Source organism: Litchfieldia stipae (assembly GCF_014837155.1).
GTDB lineage: Bacteria > Bacillota > Bacilli > Bacillales > Bacillaceae_L > Litchfieldia.
This window is the reverse complement of sequence record NZ_JACYHA010000014.1, coordinates 35,525-52,883: the sequence shown is the minus strand read 5'-3', so window position 1 is coordinate 52,883 and position 17,359 is coordinate 35,525. Positions and strand designations below refer to the sequence as shown.

Here is a 17,359-nt window from a genome sequence, read left to right as displayed (position 1 = left end):
GTGGAATTGATTTTTTTAGGTACGGGTGCTGGGGTGCCAGCAAAAGAGAGGAATGTCTCCTCAGTTGCTCTGCAGCTATTAGCTGAAAGGGGAACAACATGGCTGTTTGATTGTGGTGAGGCAACCCAACATCAAATTCTATATACGCCCATTAAACCAAGACGGATTGAAAAAATCTTTATTACTCATTTACATGGAGATCATATTTTTGGCTTACCAGGACTTTTAGGTAGTCGATCTTTCCAAAGTGGTGAAACAGATTTAACCGTCTATGGTCCAAAAGGGTTAAAGGAATATATTTTAACATCACTTTCACTTAGTAAAACTCATTTGAAATATCGATTGCATATTCATGAAATTGAGAAGGAAGGTACTCTTTTTGAGGATGAAGAGTTCAAGGTTATCGTCAAAAAGCTAGAGCATGGGATTGACTCCTTTGGATACCGTATTGTTGAGAAGGATCTCCCAGGTACGTTATTGGTAAATGAGCTAAAGAAACTGGCGATTCCACCTGGTCCAATCTATCAAAAAATAAAAGCTGGTGAAATGGTTACGCTTGATGATGGTAGAGTTATTAATGGAAATGATTTTATCGGTCCATCCCAAAAGGGCAGGGTGATCACAATTCTTGGTGATACTCGTTATTGTGAAAATAGCTTAGAGTTGGCATTGGACGCAAACATCCTTGTACATGAAGCGACATTTTGTGCTGATGATGAGACGTTGGCTTATGAATATTATCACTCAACTACTTCTCAAGCAGCAACAATTGCTAAAAGAGCAAATGTGAAAAACTTAATCTTAACACATATCAGCTCTAGATATCAGAATGAAGAAGTGAAGAGGTTAGAAGACGAAGCAAAGGAAATCTTCCCGCCGACCTCTCTTGCTTCTGACTTATATACATGTAATGTAGGGCGTTAAGCATTATCAAAGCTGCAGTGGGAGACCAATTGAATAGAGTCTCCCATTTCCAGCTTATATTTTTTTCTCCATAACAGTTGATACTTCATGAAAACCTAATTTCTCATATAGTTTTTTTGCATGATTTCCAGCAAACACATTTAAGTGAACCCGGTTGAGTCCAATATGTTTGAAATAGGAGACGGCGGTGTGGACTAGTTTTTTTCCTAATCCTTTATTACGGAACTCCTTAAAGACATATAACTCAAGAATCATCCCAGTGGGTTGACTTGTATAAAAGTCAAAGCTTTCTCCTACTAAAACCCAGCCTTGAAGCACTCCGTTTTCTTCTGATATGAGATAGTCATTAAATCCTTTTAGTTCGTCTGCTGCATATGGACTGTTAGCAAGGTACCCCAGTGAAGCCTCTATACGTACTTTTTCACCATAGCTTTTGATTAGGTGTACTTCTTCTTGTGTTGCCCTTCGTATCGTCACAGTTTTCTCCCCTCTTCGCCTCTAGTTTTATGTATGTATATTCAACTTAAGCTTTTGAGGTTAATCAGATGCCTTTATTGTTTTCTTTTGATATAACTATAGATAAGGAGGGATTTTTTTGAATTCAACTATTGAGACTATTTTAAATCATCGATCAATTAGGAAGTTTACAGATGAACCACTAACTGAAGAGCAAATTCAGCTAATTGTTGAAAGTGCTCAGGCTGCATCTACGTCTAGCTTTGTTCAGGCTTATACTATTATTGGCGTGAAGAATCACGAAAAGAAAAAGAAATTAGCCGAGCTTGCTGGAAATCAATCTTATGTAGAAAACAACGGTCATTTTTTTGTTTTTTGTGCCGATTTAAATCGGCATGAAATGGCGGCTGAGTTAGAAGGCAAGGATATGCCTGCATCACTTGAAACAACAGAGACCTTTATGGTTGCGTTAATTGATGCTGCATTAGCTTCTCAAAATGCGGTGCTTGCTGCTGAATCAATGGGCCTTGGAGCTTGTTATATTGGTGGAATTCGAAATAATTTGGAGGAGGTTCAGCAAGTGCTGAAGACTCCAAAGCGCGTGTTACCTCTCTTTGGAATTGCGATTGGTTATCCGATGCAAGAATCAAGCAAAAAGCCAAGACTGCCATTTTCAAATATCTATCATGAAGATGAATATCAACAAGATACAAATCTATTTAAACAGCAGCTCGAGGAATATAATCAAGAAATTTCATCCTATTATCATGAGCGTACTGGTGGAAAACGAAATGATACGTGGACTGCACAAATGACAAATATGATGCAGGCTCCTAAGAGAACGTATATGAAGGATTATATAAATAAGCAGGGATTATCTTTGAAGTAAGTAACAATAAAAATACAGGCTGACCACTAGTGTCACCCTGTATTTTTATAAATGGCTATTTACCAACCACGATCATATTGTTTGGGACTTTCAATCTCTACACCCAATTGATTAGCAGCCGTTCTTGGCCAGTATGGGTCTCTTAATAGTTCACGTGCAACAAAGATTAAATCAGCACGCTCATTTCTAAGGATTTCTTCGGCTTGTAAGCCACTTGTAATCAAACCAACTGCTCCTGTTGCAATGCTCGCACCATGACGGATTTTTTCAGCAAAGTTCACTTGATAGCCTGGATATGCTTCAATACGCGCAGGGACAAGTGCACCAGAGCTTACATCGATTAAATCAACACCTTGCTTCTTCATCATTTTTGCGTACTCAACATAATCGTCTACACCAAGACCTTCTGGGTTGTAATCATTAGCAGATACACGAACAAGTAGTGGTCCGTCCCATACTTCTTTGACAGCTTCAATAATTTCACTTAAGAAGCGATAGCGATTCTCTAGGCTTCCACCGTATTGATCCGTTCGTTTATTTGAAAGTGGGGATAAGAATTCATTAATAAGATAGCCATGTGCACCATGTAGTTCGATGATTTCAAAGCCAGCTTCTTTTGCACGGCGAACACCATCTTTAAATGCTTGGATTGTTTCTTTAATATCTTCAAGTGTCATTTCTTTTGGAAGCTTCATTTCGTCATTAAAGGCAATGGCAGATGGGGCAATAATTTCTCCATCGATGGTTGCTTTTCGACCTGCATGAGCGATTTGGATGGAAGTTGTTGCACCATATTGTTTCAGTAATTGAACGAGTTTCTTGAATCCTGGGATATGGTCATCGCTCCAAATTCCTAGGTCACCTGCTGAAATTCTTCCTTGAGGAGTGACTGCAGTTGCCTCTACCATAATTAAGCCAACCTGACCTACTGCGCGGCTAGTGTAGTGAGTATAATGAAAATCTTGTAACTTACCATCTTCATCATGGCTAGAATACATACACATTGGTGACATAACTATTCTATTTTTTATTGTTACGTTTTTAATCGTATAAGGTGAAAAAAGAGCTGTTTCCACTCTGGAACCTCCTATGTATTGATTTTAGACTACCTAAGCAATTATAGCATTTGCATTTACTTCAAGTCATATTTCCTGCACCAGAATATTTATGTGGTAAAATACATTCAACTTTACTTGATTGGGAGGAAGAGACATGCCTCATTGGCAATCGAAAGAAGACTTAGTTAAGCTACTCTCGACGCTTGTAGGACAAGCTAGTGTAACTGGATCAGAAATTGAAAAAATCTTACCAGGTAAGATCTATGGTGAACTTAATAGGCTCATCTATTTTCAGGAGCATCAGCCATTTTTACAGCTTCATTCGATGGATGATGGAAGACAATTTCTAACTGCGCTTGTGAAAAAGCATGATGCGGCAGAAACGATTGTCTTAGTCAGTCACTTTGATGTCGTGGATGTTGAAGATTATGGTCCTTATAAGGAGGATGCTTTCAATCCATTAAAATTAACTGGACGATTCGAAGAACAGATTGATATCCTTCCAAAAGACGTTCAAAAGGATATTCGGACAGGAGAGTGGTTATTTGGTCGAGGTGTCATGGATATGAAAGCAGGTGTTTCTCTTCATATGGCAATGATTGAGCAAGCAGCACTCGGTGAGTTCTCTGGCAATATCTTAATGCTTACTGTTCCAGACGAAGAGGTTAATTCAGCGGGAATGATTCAGGCAGTACCAGCTCTTTTGGACCTAGCAGAACTCCATGGTTTACAGTATAAAGCCTGTCTTAATTCAGAGCCGATGTTCTCAAACTTTCCTGGTGACACAAACAATTATATATATACAGGTTCTCTTGGAAAGGTTCTGCCAGGTTTTCTCTGCTATGGAAAAGAAACACATGTAGGTGAGCCATTCTCAGGTCTAAATGCAAATTATATGGTATCTGAACTGAACCGTGAATTAGAACTGAATGTTGATTTCTGTGAAATGTTAGGGAATGAAGTGACACCGCCACCGACGAATTTAATTCAAAGAGATCTAAAAGAGGGGTACTCTGTTCAAATTCCTCACATAGCTGTTTCATATTTTAATCTATTAATGATGAAGAGAAGCTTAAAGGAAATAACAGACTCATTGGTACGAATAGCAAAATGCTCATCTTTACGGATTGAAGAGCATTATATGACTCAAGCGACTAAATTTGCTAGTCTACAGGATTTTCAGCCACAACAGGTGAAGATAAATGTAGTAACCTATGAAGAGCTTTATGAAGCAGCTAGTGAAAGAATTGGGAAGAAAGAACTCGAGCTTAGACAAAGTAATCTCATTCAAAGAAATCAGGGTATTGATGATCGTAATCTTTCAACATTGATTGTTACAGAACTAGCTTCACTATGCACACATCTGTCCCCGATGATTGTTATTTTCTATAGTCCACCATATTATCCAGCGGTGTACTCTAGCGAAAATGAAATGATTCATACAACACTCCAACAGCTTTTAGAGTTTGGTAAAACAAAGTATGGTCTTGATTTTATACAGCAACATTATTTTCCTGGCCTTTCTGATTTAAGCTACACGACTTTGCAGGATTCAGAAGCATCGTTAGCTTCATTAACCGGGAATATGCCTCTGTACGACAGGGGATATTCACTGCCATTAGAGCAATTGCGTCTGTTAAATATGCCAGTGATAAATGTTGGCCCAATTGGGAGAGATGCTCATAAATGGACAGAGAGGCTACATATTAATTATGCCTTTGAAATCTTGCCAGACTTCTTACACTTTACAATTGAAAATCTTCTAAAAAACTAATTTTATTAATTCTTGGGTGTCCATTAAAGGGCACTCTTTTTTTAGGTTTAGCGGGTTAATTTTTTTTAGGCGCTTCTTTTTTTTTCTTTTTTTTAGTAAATGGCATGGATTTACTATTCATAACAAACCATATATGGATAGGGGCTAGAATGTTAATGATGAATACCATTCCAACAATTCCCCAGATCATCCAACGTGTGTTCAAAATGTATTGGTAAATCCAAGAATGATAGATATCCAAAATCTCACCTCATCACTTATTATTCTTCATTTTCTCCGAATCTAACTTCTTTCATTCAATTGAATAGTGTTCCAAAAATTAGGGGAAAGTATCTTATTAGGATAGAGAGGGAGGACTTTATGAATCACCCAGAAAAAGTCAAACAGATACTCAAGCAACAAATTAATCAAAGTCACGATGAGACTCTTTCGTTATTTAAAGAGATTTTTAGCCATAATGATGACCTTGTTTATAGAGAATTTGTCTTCCATGATCGGGATAAAGGTTTTAAGGGGACGTGTATTTATGCTGATGGGCTCGTTAATTCTCTTGATGTGAATGCTGTACTTGATTTGCTAGTTTATCGTGGAAATGAGTTGCTCTCTAGCATACATGAATCAGTCAAGGGCTCTGAGTTTGCTGAGAAACTCAAAAATGAAATCTTGGCAAAGCATAATGTCAAACTTACTGACACAATTGCGGATGCTGTGGATGCGATATTAAGTGGAGATTCTCTTATTATCATTGATGATTCCGAAAAAGCGTTCATTGCTTCCACTAAGGGTTGGAAAGAAAGATCTGTCGAAGATCCAGCAACTGAACAGGTCGTTCGTGGACCAAGGGATGGATTTACCGAAAATATTCGCACAAACACAGCTCTCGTTCGAAGAAGGATTCGTGATCCACTTTTTAAATTACAAGGGATGAAGATTGGGACGAAATCAAAAACAGATGTTAATATTGCCTACCTTGAAGGGACAGTAAAGGAAGGGCTTGTCGAGGAGGTTAAAAATCGGCTAGAGCAAATTGAGATTGACAGTGTGATGGATAGTGGTTATATAGAGGAACTCATTGGAGATGCTCCATATTCACCATTTACTACCGTTTTAAGTACTGAAAGACCAGATAAGGTTGCTTCAGCAATGGTAGTGTCAAAAGTTCTATGAAAACTCGATAGGTGGGTAGGTGCTTTCCCATTTATTATGTGGGAAGGCCACGCAATCGCTCTTGACAAACACGCCAATGGTTAGACTTCACTTTATCAAGGGCGACGGGGACAAAAAGAAGGCATGCTTAATAGCCCTTGGTTTTTCCATTTTAAACCATTGGCAAGTTCGGTTTGTCAAGAGTTCGCTTCGCCGCTTGCTGATTTGTTCAAGGGCTCTGCTAAACAAAAAGTTAGGCTGATTGGTCAATTAGCCATTCTTGGGCTAAACCAATTAATTTAGACCACCTTGCTGGCATATTTGGTAGTTGTTGTAACTCTGGATTGAGAACTGGCACCTTCCCTTCTAATGTAGCGTGGGGGCGTAAAAAGTTAAAGTAAGCCACAAACAAGGTCACAAAAGACACGGAACCATGTTCAGAACCAAACCCGTGTGTTGAGCGGTAATTGCCTTTAAATGTGCGATTAAGCCTTTCAATTACTTGTTTGAGTGGTCTATACTCTTTTGACACCGGATCCTCATTGGTGAGCCCAATTACTTGCGTGATATCAAAGTGAATGTCATGTTGGGCAAAAAAGTGCTGGGCTAAAAGGTAAATAGGATTGCCGTCCACCACAAAGGTAAGATCTTTAGGAATCTCTTTCATTTTTATTAAAACATCATCAAGGGCACGAATCGCCGACATTGTATCCCGATTTGGCGATACAGGGTAAGACAGAATAATCTTCTTTACCGCATCGAAGAAGAAAAATAGATAATGCCAACGCCCGTTCACCCTGATATAGGTCTCGTCCCCGCAGAACTGATCAGAAAGTTCGTATGGGTAGTAATCTACGTAAGGCTTCAATGTAAGGGCTACTGCATTCTCGTAATTTAAAATACTCTGATGTGAGATGGATATCCCATGAACATCTTTCATGAGTGCAGCCGTTTTCCTGGCCGAAAGGCCATAGTTGACATGATAAGTTAAAATGAGCCCCAAAGTATGAGGCGAAACATAAAGCCTCGATAAATCTACCTTAGGATTTTTGGGAGAAGACTTAGACAAGGGCTTAAAATCAATGCGAAACTGTCTAAAAATATATCTGAGCTTAAAGGCTTGTGGGTCCTTTTTAAACTGTTTTTTCTCTTTTGGAGACATACCATTCAGTTTTCTTTGGTAGTAGGAACAGTCATTATTCTTGCACTTATATACGTCAAAGTCTTTTCGCTCTTTGACTTTCTCAAGTGTTTTAGAACAATGAGGACACTTCAAAATAGCCTCTTTCAAATAGCGACTTTTATCGTTAAATACACAAGTACACACCTTACACTGATACTGTCCTTTGCCTCCGTTATTGGCGTAAAGATAATCCGATGGAGCACCACACTTTGGACAGTTCATAGATTTAGGAACCATTGTCTTGGCAGTTAGTCGCCTTTGAACAGGCTTTAACGGTTTACCGTTTTTCTCCTGATATTCTGTGAGAAGATTCCTGTATTCCAGCTTTTGAAGGGGTTCGATGATCGGAAGATCATCCACCTGGAGCTTACGATAAGGTTTATTAACAGGAGTTTCTTCAGGTTTTTCAAACATGCCTTTACCAATCAATAAGGTAAGTAATGTTCGAATTACCTGATCTTGATACTTGATAAATTTCATTAAATAAGTTAATAATTGAGGGTACAACTTGTCACTTCCTTGTATTAGGGTTAGGTGTAGTGTGTGGTAACCTCACTTTTAACCTAATTTCACGGGGGTGGCAAGTTTTTTGCATTTAAAGCCCTTTAAATTAAGGATTATTAACTTTTTTAATATAAAAGTTTTGACAATACGTCAGCAATCATGGAGGGGAGAGTTGCTATATTTGTAGATAATTCTCCATTTGTTTTGGTTGTACCCACTTATTTTTGGCAATTTTTGCAGGCAAGTGATGATTATTATTCAAGATATATGTCTGGAACGTTCTTTCGATTGATTCGCTATATTGCTTTTGTAATTAGCTTAACCTTATCTTCTTTCTATGTCATGCTTGTCAGTTTTCATCAAGAGATGATTCCAACACCGCTGGCGGTAACAATTGCATCTGGTCGAGAGGTCATTCCATTTCCTGTATTGCTTGAAGCGGTAGTAATGGAAATTGCCTTTGAATTAATGAGAGAAGCAGGTTTAAGAATGCCTAAGCCAGTTGGTCAGGCGGTCAGTATCGTTGGTTCCTTAATTATTGGTCAGGCTGCAGTTCAAGCAGGACTTGTTTCTCCATTAATGGTTATTGTTGTTGCTGTCACAGGAATTTCTTCATTTGCCATTCCGAATTATGCGGCGTCATTTTCAATTAGACTTATTCGTTTTCCATTATTAATCGCCTCAGGTACCCTTGGTTTACTTGGGTTTGCTACGATGTTTGCACTATTGGCCATCCATGCCTTTACGATTCGCTCTTTTGGAGAATCGTATCTTGCTCCTGCTACACCATTCCAGCCTTCTGATCAAAAGGATTCAATGATTCGAATGCCATGGTGGAAGATGGAGCGACAACCACAGCTTGCTGAAGGAGTAGAAAGTAGAGTTGGAAAGCACCAACGCCCTGAACCTCCTAAAAAAGGGAGCGGAAATAATCAGTAATTGAGCTGAAATATTATGAAGTTAGGAGCAGTGCATGTGATCAGAAAAACTCTTTTATTTTCGTTATGTCTTCTTATGCTTCCATTAGTGACTAGTTGTGTTGGAAAAATAGAGATTGATGAACTCGCATTAGTCATGGCTGTTGGATTAGATAAAGGTGAAAAAGAAGGGGCAATGAAAGTCACTGTTCAAGTTGCACGTCCAGCTGATTCAAGAGGTCAAACAGGTGCACCTTCAGGTCAAACAGGTGATCCTATATGGTCAGCGAGTGCTGAAGGAGATACCATATTTGAAGCAATTCGTAATCTAGCAACCTTCTCTTCACGACGTGTATTCTGGGCACATAATTATGCTATTGTGATCAATGAGGATCTTGCAAGAGAAACTGGGATTTCTGATATCATTGACTTTTTTACAAGAAATCCTCAATTACGGATGAGGACGTGGGTTGTGGTTACTCCTGATAAGGCAAGTGAAGTAATCTCGACGATGACAGGTTTAGAAGTAGTACCTGGTGAAGCAATTGATAAATTATTTCGTTACACCAAAATTTCTGTTCAGGCACCACGTACACAAATGTTAGACTTACAATCTGCTTATTTAAGTCACGAAACACAGCCTATTCTTTCGAGAGTAAGACTTCAATCACGGGGAGTATCTAATAAGAAGGAAGGACAAGCAGGCTCTTACAAACAGGTAGAGTTGGCTGGTGCCGGTTTTTTTAAGGGTGATAAGCTTACTGGTATTATTCAACCAGAGGAGGTTCCAGGGCTATTACCATTTATTGAAACAGTAGAAACTGGGGTGATTGCTGTTAATTGTCCTAAAAATCCGTCTAAAAAAATGAGTCTTGAACTTCGTAGTCAATCCTTTGATCTTCGACCTTCTATTAAAAATAATTTGCCAGCTTTCGAAGCAACAGTTGATATTTTTGTAAGTGTTGTTGAAGCAGGCTGCCCATTTAGTTTGAAAGATAGGCAGGAAGTGAAGGATTTAGAAGAAGAGGTTGCAGACATTACTAGGGGGCAGATGGAATTTGTATTCAAAAAAGCTCAAGAAGAAAAGACGGATTTCCTTCACCTTGGTAAGGTGTTAAATAATAAATATCCAATGGAATGGAAAAGTATGAAGGATGATTGGGAAAATATATTACCTTCAGTAAAAATGAAAATTAACATAACTGTTCATATAAATGAATCCTCACTTTTGTATAATCCTACAAAGTCAGGGAATTAAAAGAGGTGTTCTATGAAGGTACAAATTACAAATGGAATGTTCATGGCCTTGATGATAAATATGGTTTATGCAAAAGCAATTGGTGTAACTCAAGGGTCCATGGCCAGGGAGGTTGGAAATGACATTTGGCTTTCAACTCTCTTGTCAATAGGACAAGGACTATTAATTATTTTATTCGCGGTCATTATCATTAAACGGCTGCCACAATCAGATTTAATCCACCAAGGTCAAGTATTAGGTGGGAAATGGTTAGGGAAATTAATCAGCTTTCTTTTGTTTGTTTTCTTCCTTGTGTCATATGGAAGCATTATGGCCACGTTCGTGTATCATATTAAAGATTATTTTTTACCAGAGGCTCCGATTCTACTAGTTGTTATGGTAGCGTTTCTTTTAGGTGCCTATGCTATTTATTTCGGAGTTGAAGTGATTGCTAGGATGGCCTTGATTGGTGTGTTTTCGATTCTAGCGTTGAATATTTTAATTATGATTGGTTCTGTGCCTAAGTTCGATGTTCGTGAGTTGATGCCTGTCTTTGAATCTGGAGTAGTGAAAACAGTTTGGGCTAGCCGACATCATAATGCAGACTGGTTAATGGCAATTATGATGTCTTGTATTATTCTACCTGTTGTAAAAAAACCAGACGTTTGGAAGAGGTCAGGACTTGCAGGGATTGCTTATGGAGGGTTATTTGTTGCGATCTGGCCGATTTTAGAGATTGGTGTTTTGTCAGCTGAAGTGACCGGACAATATATTGTTTCATGCATGCAGATGGCAAGAAGTGCTGAAATTGGTCATTTCATTCATCGCTATGAAATGTTTATGGTTGCCTTTTTTGCCTTATCGGTCTTGACACAGATTATGATGACATTTCTTTGTGCCACTGTATCGATTCAACGGTTGTTAGGATTAAAAGATTATCGTCGCGTCATTCTCCCTGTTTGTCTTGTATTAACTGGTTATGGCTATTGGGTTGTTTTTGATCATGAGCGTGCGATGAAGATTACCGAAACCTATTGGGTGGGAGTGGCTCATGTGATTGGAATCGGTGTGCTTGCTCTAGTCTTTGTACTTGGTCTGATTTTTAAGAAAAAACTAGTGACTGCAAGAGAAAAAGCAAGTTCCTCTCACTAAAGAGGGAAGCTTGCTTTCTTATTGTTTCCTGTTTATGCTTTTTTTGTATGAACAAACGCTTCAAGGGATTCTCCCATTTCGTTTGAGCGTTTTGCGGCTTGTTTAATACATGAAATCATCGCTTCTTGGTAGTGGTAGCTTTCTAATACTTTAATCCCTGCTTCTGTTGTTCCACCAGGACTAGTGACTTCTTTTCTTAGGACAGAAGGGTGCTTTGGTGATGATTTAAGCATTTCGGCTGCTCCAATAATCGTCTGGAGAATTAAATCCTTTGCAACCTCCTGTTCTAGACCAATTTCAGCAGCGGCCTTTTCCATCGCTTCTACTAAATAATAGACATAAGCGGGACCACTGCCAGATAATCCTGTTACAGCATGAAGGGCTCCTTCTTCGACGATTGAAACAAGACCGACAGTTTCAAATAATTCACGTACGAGATTCAAATGATTGTCAGTTGCAAATTCTCCTAGTGCAAGTGCAGTTGCTGATTTGCCGATTGCAGCTGATGTGTTTGGCATAGCGCGCACAATCGCCAAGTCCTGATCAAATAAATGGCGGAGAGTGTCTGTTGACACTCCTGCAAGCACAGAGATAATAAGCTGTGATTTATTTGTAAAGGGGGCAATTTCATTAATTCCCTCAGTTACATCCTTTGGTTTAATGGCTAACACAAGGATATCTGCGTGCTGCATCGCTTCTTGTTTATTATGAGTGACCTGTACTCCGTAGTTATTATGTAGTTCTTGTAGTCGTTGTTCGTTTGAGCGGTTTGTGACAATGATTTGCTCTGGATTGAATAATTTCTGCTGTAGCATTCCTGCAATAATGGCTTCTGCCATTGAACCTGCTCCTATAAAAGCAATCTGTTGCTTTTTCTCCATATGATAATCCCCCCATTAGTATCCCCTATTCTCCTTGATTAAAAGTAAGAATAGGGTCTCTCGGATTTACTAGTTTACCGTTCGCGCATTTCTTCATTGAGTTGAAAATCATTATCGAGGATTATAATCTTTATGTCAATTATTTATTGATGAATGACGGTTGTTACTTGACTTTGAATGACGATTAAGGGAAATTTAAAACATGTTATTTTCCTGAGGTGAATGGTTATGAAGTCTAATCGATTAAAAAACAAGAATATTGTTATTACTGGTGCATCCAGTGGTATTGGTGAACGCATTTCTTTTTTAGTAGCAGAGCAAGGGGCAAGACCGATTCTGTTAGCGCGTAACTCTCAGCAATTGCTTGAAATTTCAATGAAGATTAAGGAGAATACGGGTGTAGATTCCTTATTTTATAAATTAGATGTGAGTGATACCGATGCTGTTGAGGCTGTATTTCAAGAGATATTAGCTGAGGTAGGTACAATTGATGTCCTCATTAATAATGCTGGGTTTGGTAAATTTGATCATGCTGTTGATGCTACACTAACTGAAACAAAGGAGATGTTTGCAGTTAATGTGGTTGGATTGATTGCCTGTACGAAAATGGTGCTGCCGGCGATGATAGCGGGTAATAATGGGCATATCATTAATATTGCTTCGCAGGCAGGGAAGCTAGCTACTCCTAAGTCGAGTGTCTATTCGGCGACAAAGCATGCTGTTTTAGGCTTTACGAATAGTTTGCGCTTGGAGGTCGCTTCTGCAAATATTCAGGTTACCTCAGTTAATCCAGGTCCAATTCGGACAAGATTCTTTGATATTGCTGACCAATCTGGAAACTATGCAAAAAGCGTGGATCGTTTTATGCTAGATCCAGATGACGTCGCTAGAAAGATTGTGAAAGTAATATTCACTCCAAAACGTGAATTAAATCTCCCTAGATGGATGAGTATTGGTACAGTTCTCTATACACTTTTTCCTACTACCTTTGAAAAAGTGGGAGGAAAAGCGTTGTTTAAAAAATAAGGCTGTTTTCTCAAAGTTTGTTGTTTTTTGAGGTGAATTAATTGAGAATAGGTTTCTAGCAGACTGAATACGGGGACTCCCGTGGGACTAGTTGGCTCCCACAGGACGCGGAGTGTATTCATGCTGCGGTATCAAAAGCAACAATATATACGAAAACAGCCAAGCATATCTACAAATGAGTCCCAGATCTATGCCCCTGCGTAGACTGGGACTCATTTTGTTTTTTTGTGTTTTTTGTCATGTTTTGTTCTGTGTTAAATTTCCATTGAAATCGAACGTATATTCGCTTAATATGTAGAATATAATATTAATGCGAACGTATATTCTGTTTTGGTGAAAGGGAGATTACGGTGAAAGATAAAGTGATTTTTCTTGTTGATATGCAGTCTTTCTATGCCTCTGTCGAGAAGGCCAGTAACCCTGATTTAATAGATGTTCCACTAGTGGTCTCAGGTGATCCGGAACGTCGTTCAGGTGTTATTTTAGCTGCTTGTCCTTTAGCTAAAAAGCACGGCATTACCAATGGTGAGAGACTATGGGAGGCTCAACAGAAATGTCCAGAGGCCGTTGTTGTTCGCCCGCGTATGCAATTGTATATTGATATGTCGCTTCAAATTACAAATATACTGGAACGATACACTAACTTAGTTGAACCATTTTCGGTTGATGAGCAATTCATGGATGTGACCGGAAGTCAGACTCTTTTTGGGAACCCGGTAACAATGGCCAAGAAAATACAACTTGAGATTATGAATGAAACAGGGATTTATGCTCGCGTAGGTATCGGGAGTAATAAGATTCTGGCTAAATTAGCGTGTGATAATTTTGCGAAAAAGAATAAGGATGGTATTTTTGAATTAACATTTGAAAATCTAGCATCGAATTTGTGGCCTCTTCCTATAGGTAAGATGTTTGGAATTGGGAAGAGAATGGAGAGAAACTTGAAAGCAAGAGGAATTAGTACAATCGGTGGTTTAGCAACTTTTCCATTAGAGCTTTTAAAGAAAAAATGGGGTATTAACGGACATGTGTTGTGGATGACAGCAAATGGTTTGGATTATTCACCCGTTACTACAAAGTCTCTTGATGACCAAAAAGCAATAGGACATGGCATGACCTTACCTAGAGATTATGAAAGTGCTGAGGAAATAAAAGTGGTTTTATTAGAGCTTTGTGAAGAGGTTTGCTTTCGAGCACGGAGTTCTCAGGTGATGGGGACAACGATAACTGTAAGCTGTATGGGAGCTAGCTTTGCGTTTCCTACAGGCTTTCATCGCCAAAGAACAATCAGTGAACCAACGAATAATGGGATGGAGATTTTCTATTCAGCTTGGGAGCTATTCTTAGAATTCTGGGATAAGCAACCGGTAAGAAGGGTAGGAATTAGTTTGTCAAACCTTGTATCTGATGAAGTGTGGCAAATAAGTTTGTTTGATAATAAGGTCCAAAAACGAGAGCTAGACCATGCTATTGATCATATTAAGAATCGCTTTGGTAGGACAGCTATTGTTCGTGCCTCCTCATTAAGACCAGCAGGACAAGTATTTGAGCGGGCAAAAAAAATAGGGGGGCATTATAAGTGAGTGAACATTTAAGACGAGGAAATATGCTATGGGAATCAAATCGTATGTTTTTACCTGAGCACAAACAAGCGTTAATGGATCGAAAACAGCAAAAAACGAAATTTCATAAGCCAGAGCTAGATGAGAATCAATTTGAGCTTGTGAATCAAATCATAAGCGAATCTATTAAGAATGATCGTTCCATCAGGATTACCTATGCTTGTGAGTATGGAACGGAACAATTTTGGGGATGGATCACCAAAATCAATCATCATGAAAGATGGCTCAAGATGATTAATGATGAGGACCATCTTATTTTGAAATTTGAGAGAATTTTAGATGTAGAATGAACGGGTAAACGATTTTTTATAGTATAATATTATGTGAATTGATTGATTTTTTATTTTTTTGCGAAAATTGAATAGAGTCATAGTCAAAAAATAATAAGAAAGGGATGATTATTATTTGAATGTACTAGGATCTAAATTAAAAGAAGTATTGTATGCAGTACTCCCGATTACAGTGATTGTGTTGGTGTTGAATTTCACACTAGCCCCACTAGATGACCCTCTGTTAATGATTCGATTTGTTATTGGAGCGATGGTCATTATTCTTGGATTATCGATCTTTTTATTCGGTGTTGATATTGGTATTACCCCAATTGGTCAATTAATGGGGAAAACCATTGCCAAATCAAATAAGCTTTGGATCGTTATGATCGCGGGTTTATTGCTTGGTTTCTTTATCTCAATTGCCGAACCCGACTTACATATTCTTGCAGGACAAGTTGACTTTGTTACATCAGGTCTGATTTCTAAGACGAGTATTGTTATGATTGTCTCAATCGGAATTGGTGTGTTGATTGCGATAGGTCTTGCTCGAATTTTGTACAATATTCCGTTATACAAGTTATTAACAGGTTTATACTTTATCATTTTAGTTTTATCTTTATTTAGTTCTCCGGAGTTTTTGGCGATCTCATTTGATGCATCTGGGGCAACAACTGGTGCGTTAACAGTTCCGTTTATACTAGCTCTTGCATTAGGGGTATCAGGGTTGAAAAAGGATAGCAAAGCATCTGAAAAAGATAGCTTTGGGCTTGTCGCCATTGCCTCTACAGGGGCAATCATATCGGTCATGATTATGAATATTATATCTAAATCTGATAAAATAACCGCAAGTATTGAAAAGCGGGAAGAAGTAAAAGCTTCAATATTAGGTCCTTTTTTACATGAAATACCGATTATATCTCAAGAAATTGTCATGGCACTTCTTCCTATCTTAGTTATATTTCTTATCTTCCAGAAAATATCTTTTAACATATCTAGAAAAGCAGTTAGAAAAATAATCATTGGACTTTTATTTACTTTTATAGGACTTGTTTTATTTTTAGTTGGTGTAAATGCGGGTTTTATGGATGTAGGAAGATCAATTGGTTACTCAATCGCATCATTAGACAGTAAATCATATGTTGTTATTGTCGCATTTGTCCTCGGCATAGTGACAATATTAGCTGAACCAGCTGTCCATGTATTAACTCATCAAATAGAGGATGTTACAAGTGGGTATGTAAGAAGAAAAGTTGTGATGTTTTCTTTGTGTATTGGAGTCGGGGCTGCTGTTTCATTATCGATGCTTCGAATACTGATCCCTGAACTTCAATTATGGCATTATCTTTTACCTGGTTACATCATAGCGATTGGCATGACTTATATTGTTCCAAAGCTATTTGTTGGGATTGCCTTTGATTCAGGAGGAGTTGCATCTGGCCCGATGACAGCAACCTTTATATTAGCCTTTGTACAAGGTGCAGCAGAAGCAATAGAAGGTGCAAATGTGCTGATTGATGGATTTGGTATGATCGCTATGGTAGCTCTAACACCTCTGATAACCCTACAAATAGTAGGATTGGTATTTAAATTGAAATCAAAGAAAGAAGGATTGGTAAAGGATGTTCAGTAGTACTGAAAACATCGAATATGAACAAGTATGTATCATTGTTGACTTCGGTAAAGGGAGTAAAGTGATGCAAACGGCAAAAAAACTAGGAATTTCAGGGGGAACGATACTATTAGGTAAAGGAACAATCAAAAATCGCCTATTGGAAATCTTTGGTATAAATGATATAAAAAAAGAGATTATTATCTTGGTTTCAACTCATAAGAAAGTAAGCGAAGTGATAGTACAGCTAGATCAAAAATTTAAATTCACACAGCCTAATCATGGTATCGCCTTCACCACAACGGTTGGTCGAGTGATTGGTGCTAGAAGCTGTATAAAAGAGGATAACGAGGAAGAAAGAGGTGTGAAAGATAGCATGTATCACGCAATTACTGTGATTGTAGAAAAGGGAAATGCAGAATATGTAATTGATGCTGCAACCGAAGCAGGCTCAAAAGGGGGCACCATTATTAATGCAAGAGGATCAGGTATTCATGAAACAAGCAAATTATTTTCAATGGATATTGAGCCAGAAAAAGAAATGGTGTTAATTTTAGCAGAACAGGAAAGTACTGATACCATCGTAGCTTCGATTAGGAAGAAGCTTAAAATAGATGAACCAGGCAATGGAATTATCTTTATTCAAGATGTAAACAAAACCTATGGACTATATGAATAAAGTAATCAAGTAAGCATCGAAAAGGCAACC

16 protein-coding genes are annotated in these 17,359 nt (G+C 38.3%); 12 read left to right on the top strand and 4 right to left on the bottom strand.

Going from position 1 to position 17,359, the window contains the following annotated elements:
• The gene (gene rnz, locus F7888_RS15615; RefSeq protein WP_191781036.1) at positions 1 to 924 is read left to right on the top strand and encodes a ribonuclease Z; all 924 of its coding nucleotides are present in this window, start codon (positions 1 to 3) and stop codon (positions 922 to 924) included.
• Positions 925 to 978: 54 nt separating this feature from the next.
• Here the strand turns inward: rnz and F7888_RS15610 are convergent, their stop codons facing one another.
• The gene (locus F7888_RS15610) at positions 979 to 1,401 is read right to left on the bottom strand and encodes a GNAT family N-acetyltransferase (RefSeq protein ID WP_191781034.1); all 423 of its coding nucleotides are present in this window, start codon (positions 1,399 to 1,401) and stop codon (positions 979 to 981) included.
• A gap of 118 nt (positions 1,402 to 1,519) precedes the next feature.
• On the opposite strand from F7888_RS15610, the gene nfsA reads away from it, so the two are divergent.
• Positions 1,520 to 2,269 carry an oxygen-insensitive NADPH nitroreductase gene (gene nfsA, locus F7888_RS15605; RefSeq protein WP_191781032.1) on the top strand — a complete coding sequence of 250 codons (750 nt, stop codon included), beginning with the start codon at positions 1,520 to 1,522 and terminating at the stop codon, positions 2,267 to 2,269.
• A 59-nt stretch (positions 2,270 to 2,328) separates the two neighbouring features.
• Here nfsA and namA read toward each other — a convergent pair whose 3' ends face one another.
• Positions 2,329 to 3,345, bottom strand: a complete 1,017-nt coding sequence (gene namA, locus F7888_RS15600) for an NADPH dehydrogenase NamA (protein ID WP_191781030.1) — start codon at positions 3,343 to 3,345, stop codon at positions 2,329 to 2,331.
• Between the two features lie 136 nt (positions 3,346 to 3,481).
• Here namA and F7888_RS15595 point away from each other — a divergent pair, with 136 nt between their 5' ends.
• Positions 3,482 to 5,101 carry a M20/M25/M40 family metallo-hydrolase gene (locus F7888_RS15595; RefSeq protein ID WP_191781028.1) on the top strand — a complete coding sequence of 540 codons (1,620 nt, stop codon included), beginning with the start codon at positions 3,482 to 3,484 and terminating at the stop codon, positions 5,099 to 5,101.
• A gap of 360 nt (positions 5,102 to 5,461) precedes the next feature.
• Positions 5,462 to 6,268, top strand: coding sequence for a spore germination protein (locus F7888_RS15590; protein ID WP_191781026.1), 807 nt, complete (start codon positions 5,462 to 5,464; stop codon positions 6,266 to 6,268).
• A gap of 232 nt (positions 6,269 to 6,500) precedes the next feature.
• On the opposite strand, the gene F7888_RS15585 is transcribed toward F7888_RS15590, so the two are convergent.
• Positions 6,501 to 7,937 (bottom strand): DDE-type integrase/transposase/recombinase, encoded by a 1,437-nt coding sequence (locus F7888_RS15585; protein ID WP_191781024.1) that lies wholly within the window; start codon positions 7,935 to 7,937, stop codon positions 6,501 to 6,503.
• 156 nt (positions 7,938 to 8,093) lie between these two features.
• Between F7888_RS15585 and F7888_RS15580 the strand changes: the two genes are divergently transcribed.
• From F7888_RS15580 to F7888_RS15570, 3 genes are read left to right on the top strand one after another with little or no spacing between them, the layout of a single operon-like run.
• Positions 8,094 to 8,873: a spore germination protein gene (locus tag F7888_RS15580; protein WP_225228829.1), complete on the top strand. Its 780-nt coding sequence runs from the start codon at positions 8,094 to 8,096 to the stop codon at positions 8,871 to 8,873.
• A gap of 36 nt (positions 8,874 to 8,909) precedes the next feature.
• Positions 8,910 to 10,109 (top strand): Ger(x)C family spore germination protein, encoded by a 1,200-nt coding sequence (locus F7888_RS15575; RefSeq protein WP_318246306.1) that lies wholly within the window; start codon positions 8,910 to 8,912, stop codon positions 10,107 to 10,109.
• Positions 10,110 to 10,121: 12 nt separating this feature from the next.
• A complete protein-coding gene (locus tag F7888_RS15570) occupies positions 10,122 to 11,240 on the top strand; it encodes a GerAB/ArcD/ProY family transporter (protein ID WP_191781020.1) in 1,119 nt (372 codons plus the stop codon).
• A gap of 32 nt (positions 11,241 to 11,272) precedes the next feature.
• On the opposite strand, the gene proI is transcribed toward F7888_RS15570, so the two are convergent.
• Complete coding sequence (proI, locus tag F7888_RS15565) at positions 11,273 to 12,121, bottom strand: pyrroline-5-carboxylate reductase ProI (protein WP_191781018.1); 849 nt, start codon at positions 12,119 to 12,121, stop codon at positions 11,273 to 11,275.
• A 228-nt stretch (positions 12,122 to 12,349) separates the two neighbouring features.
• Here proI and F7888_RS15560 point away from each other — a divergent pair, with 228 nt between their 5' ends.
• The 5 genes from F7888_RS15560 (at position 12,350) to F7888_RS15540 (ending at position 17,329) form a co-directional block, all read left to right on the top strand.
• Positions 12,350 to 13,147 carry an SDR family NAD(P)-dependent oxidoreductase gene (locus F7888_RS15560; protein ID WP_318246305.1) on the top strand — a complete coding sequence of 266 codons (798 nt, stop codon included), beginning with the start codon at positions 12,350 to 12,352 and terminating at the stop codon, positions 13,145 to 13,147.
• A gap of 350 nt (positions 13,148 to 13,497) precedes the next feature.
• A complete protein-coding gene (locus tag F7888_RS15555) occupies positions 13,498 to 14,730 on the top strand; it encodes a DNA polymerase IV (protein ID WP_191781014.1) in 1,233 nt (410 codons plus the stop codon).
• Positions 14,727 to 15,059: a YolD-like family protein gene (locus tag F7888_RS15550; protein WP_318246304.1), complete on the top strand. Its 333-nt coding sequence runs from the start codon at positions 14,727 to 14,729 to the stop codon at positions 15,057 to 15,059. The genes F7888_RS15555 and F7888_RS15550 overlap by 4 nt, the downstream gene beginning before the upstream one ends.
• A 115-nt stretch (positions 15,060 to 15,174) precedes the next feature.
• Positions 15,175 to 16,671 carry a DUF1538 domain-containing protein gene (locus F7888_RS15545; protein ID WP_191781012.1) on the top strand — a complete coding sequence of 499 codons (1,497 nt, stop codon included), beginning with the start codon at positions 15,175 to 15,177 and terminating at the stop codon, positions 16,669 to 16,671.
• On the top strand, positions 16,661 to 17,329 hold the full coding sequence (locus F7888_RS15540; protein WP_191781010.1) for a P-II family nitrogen regulator: 669 nt from the start codon (positions 16,661 to 16,663) through the stop codon (positions 17,327 to 17,329). Before F7888_RS15545 ends, F7888_RS15540 begins: the two co-directional genes overlap by 11 nt.
• The last annotated feature ends 30 nt before the right edge of the window (positions 17,330 to 17,359 follow it).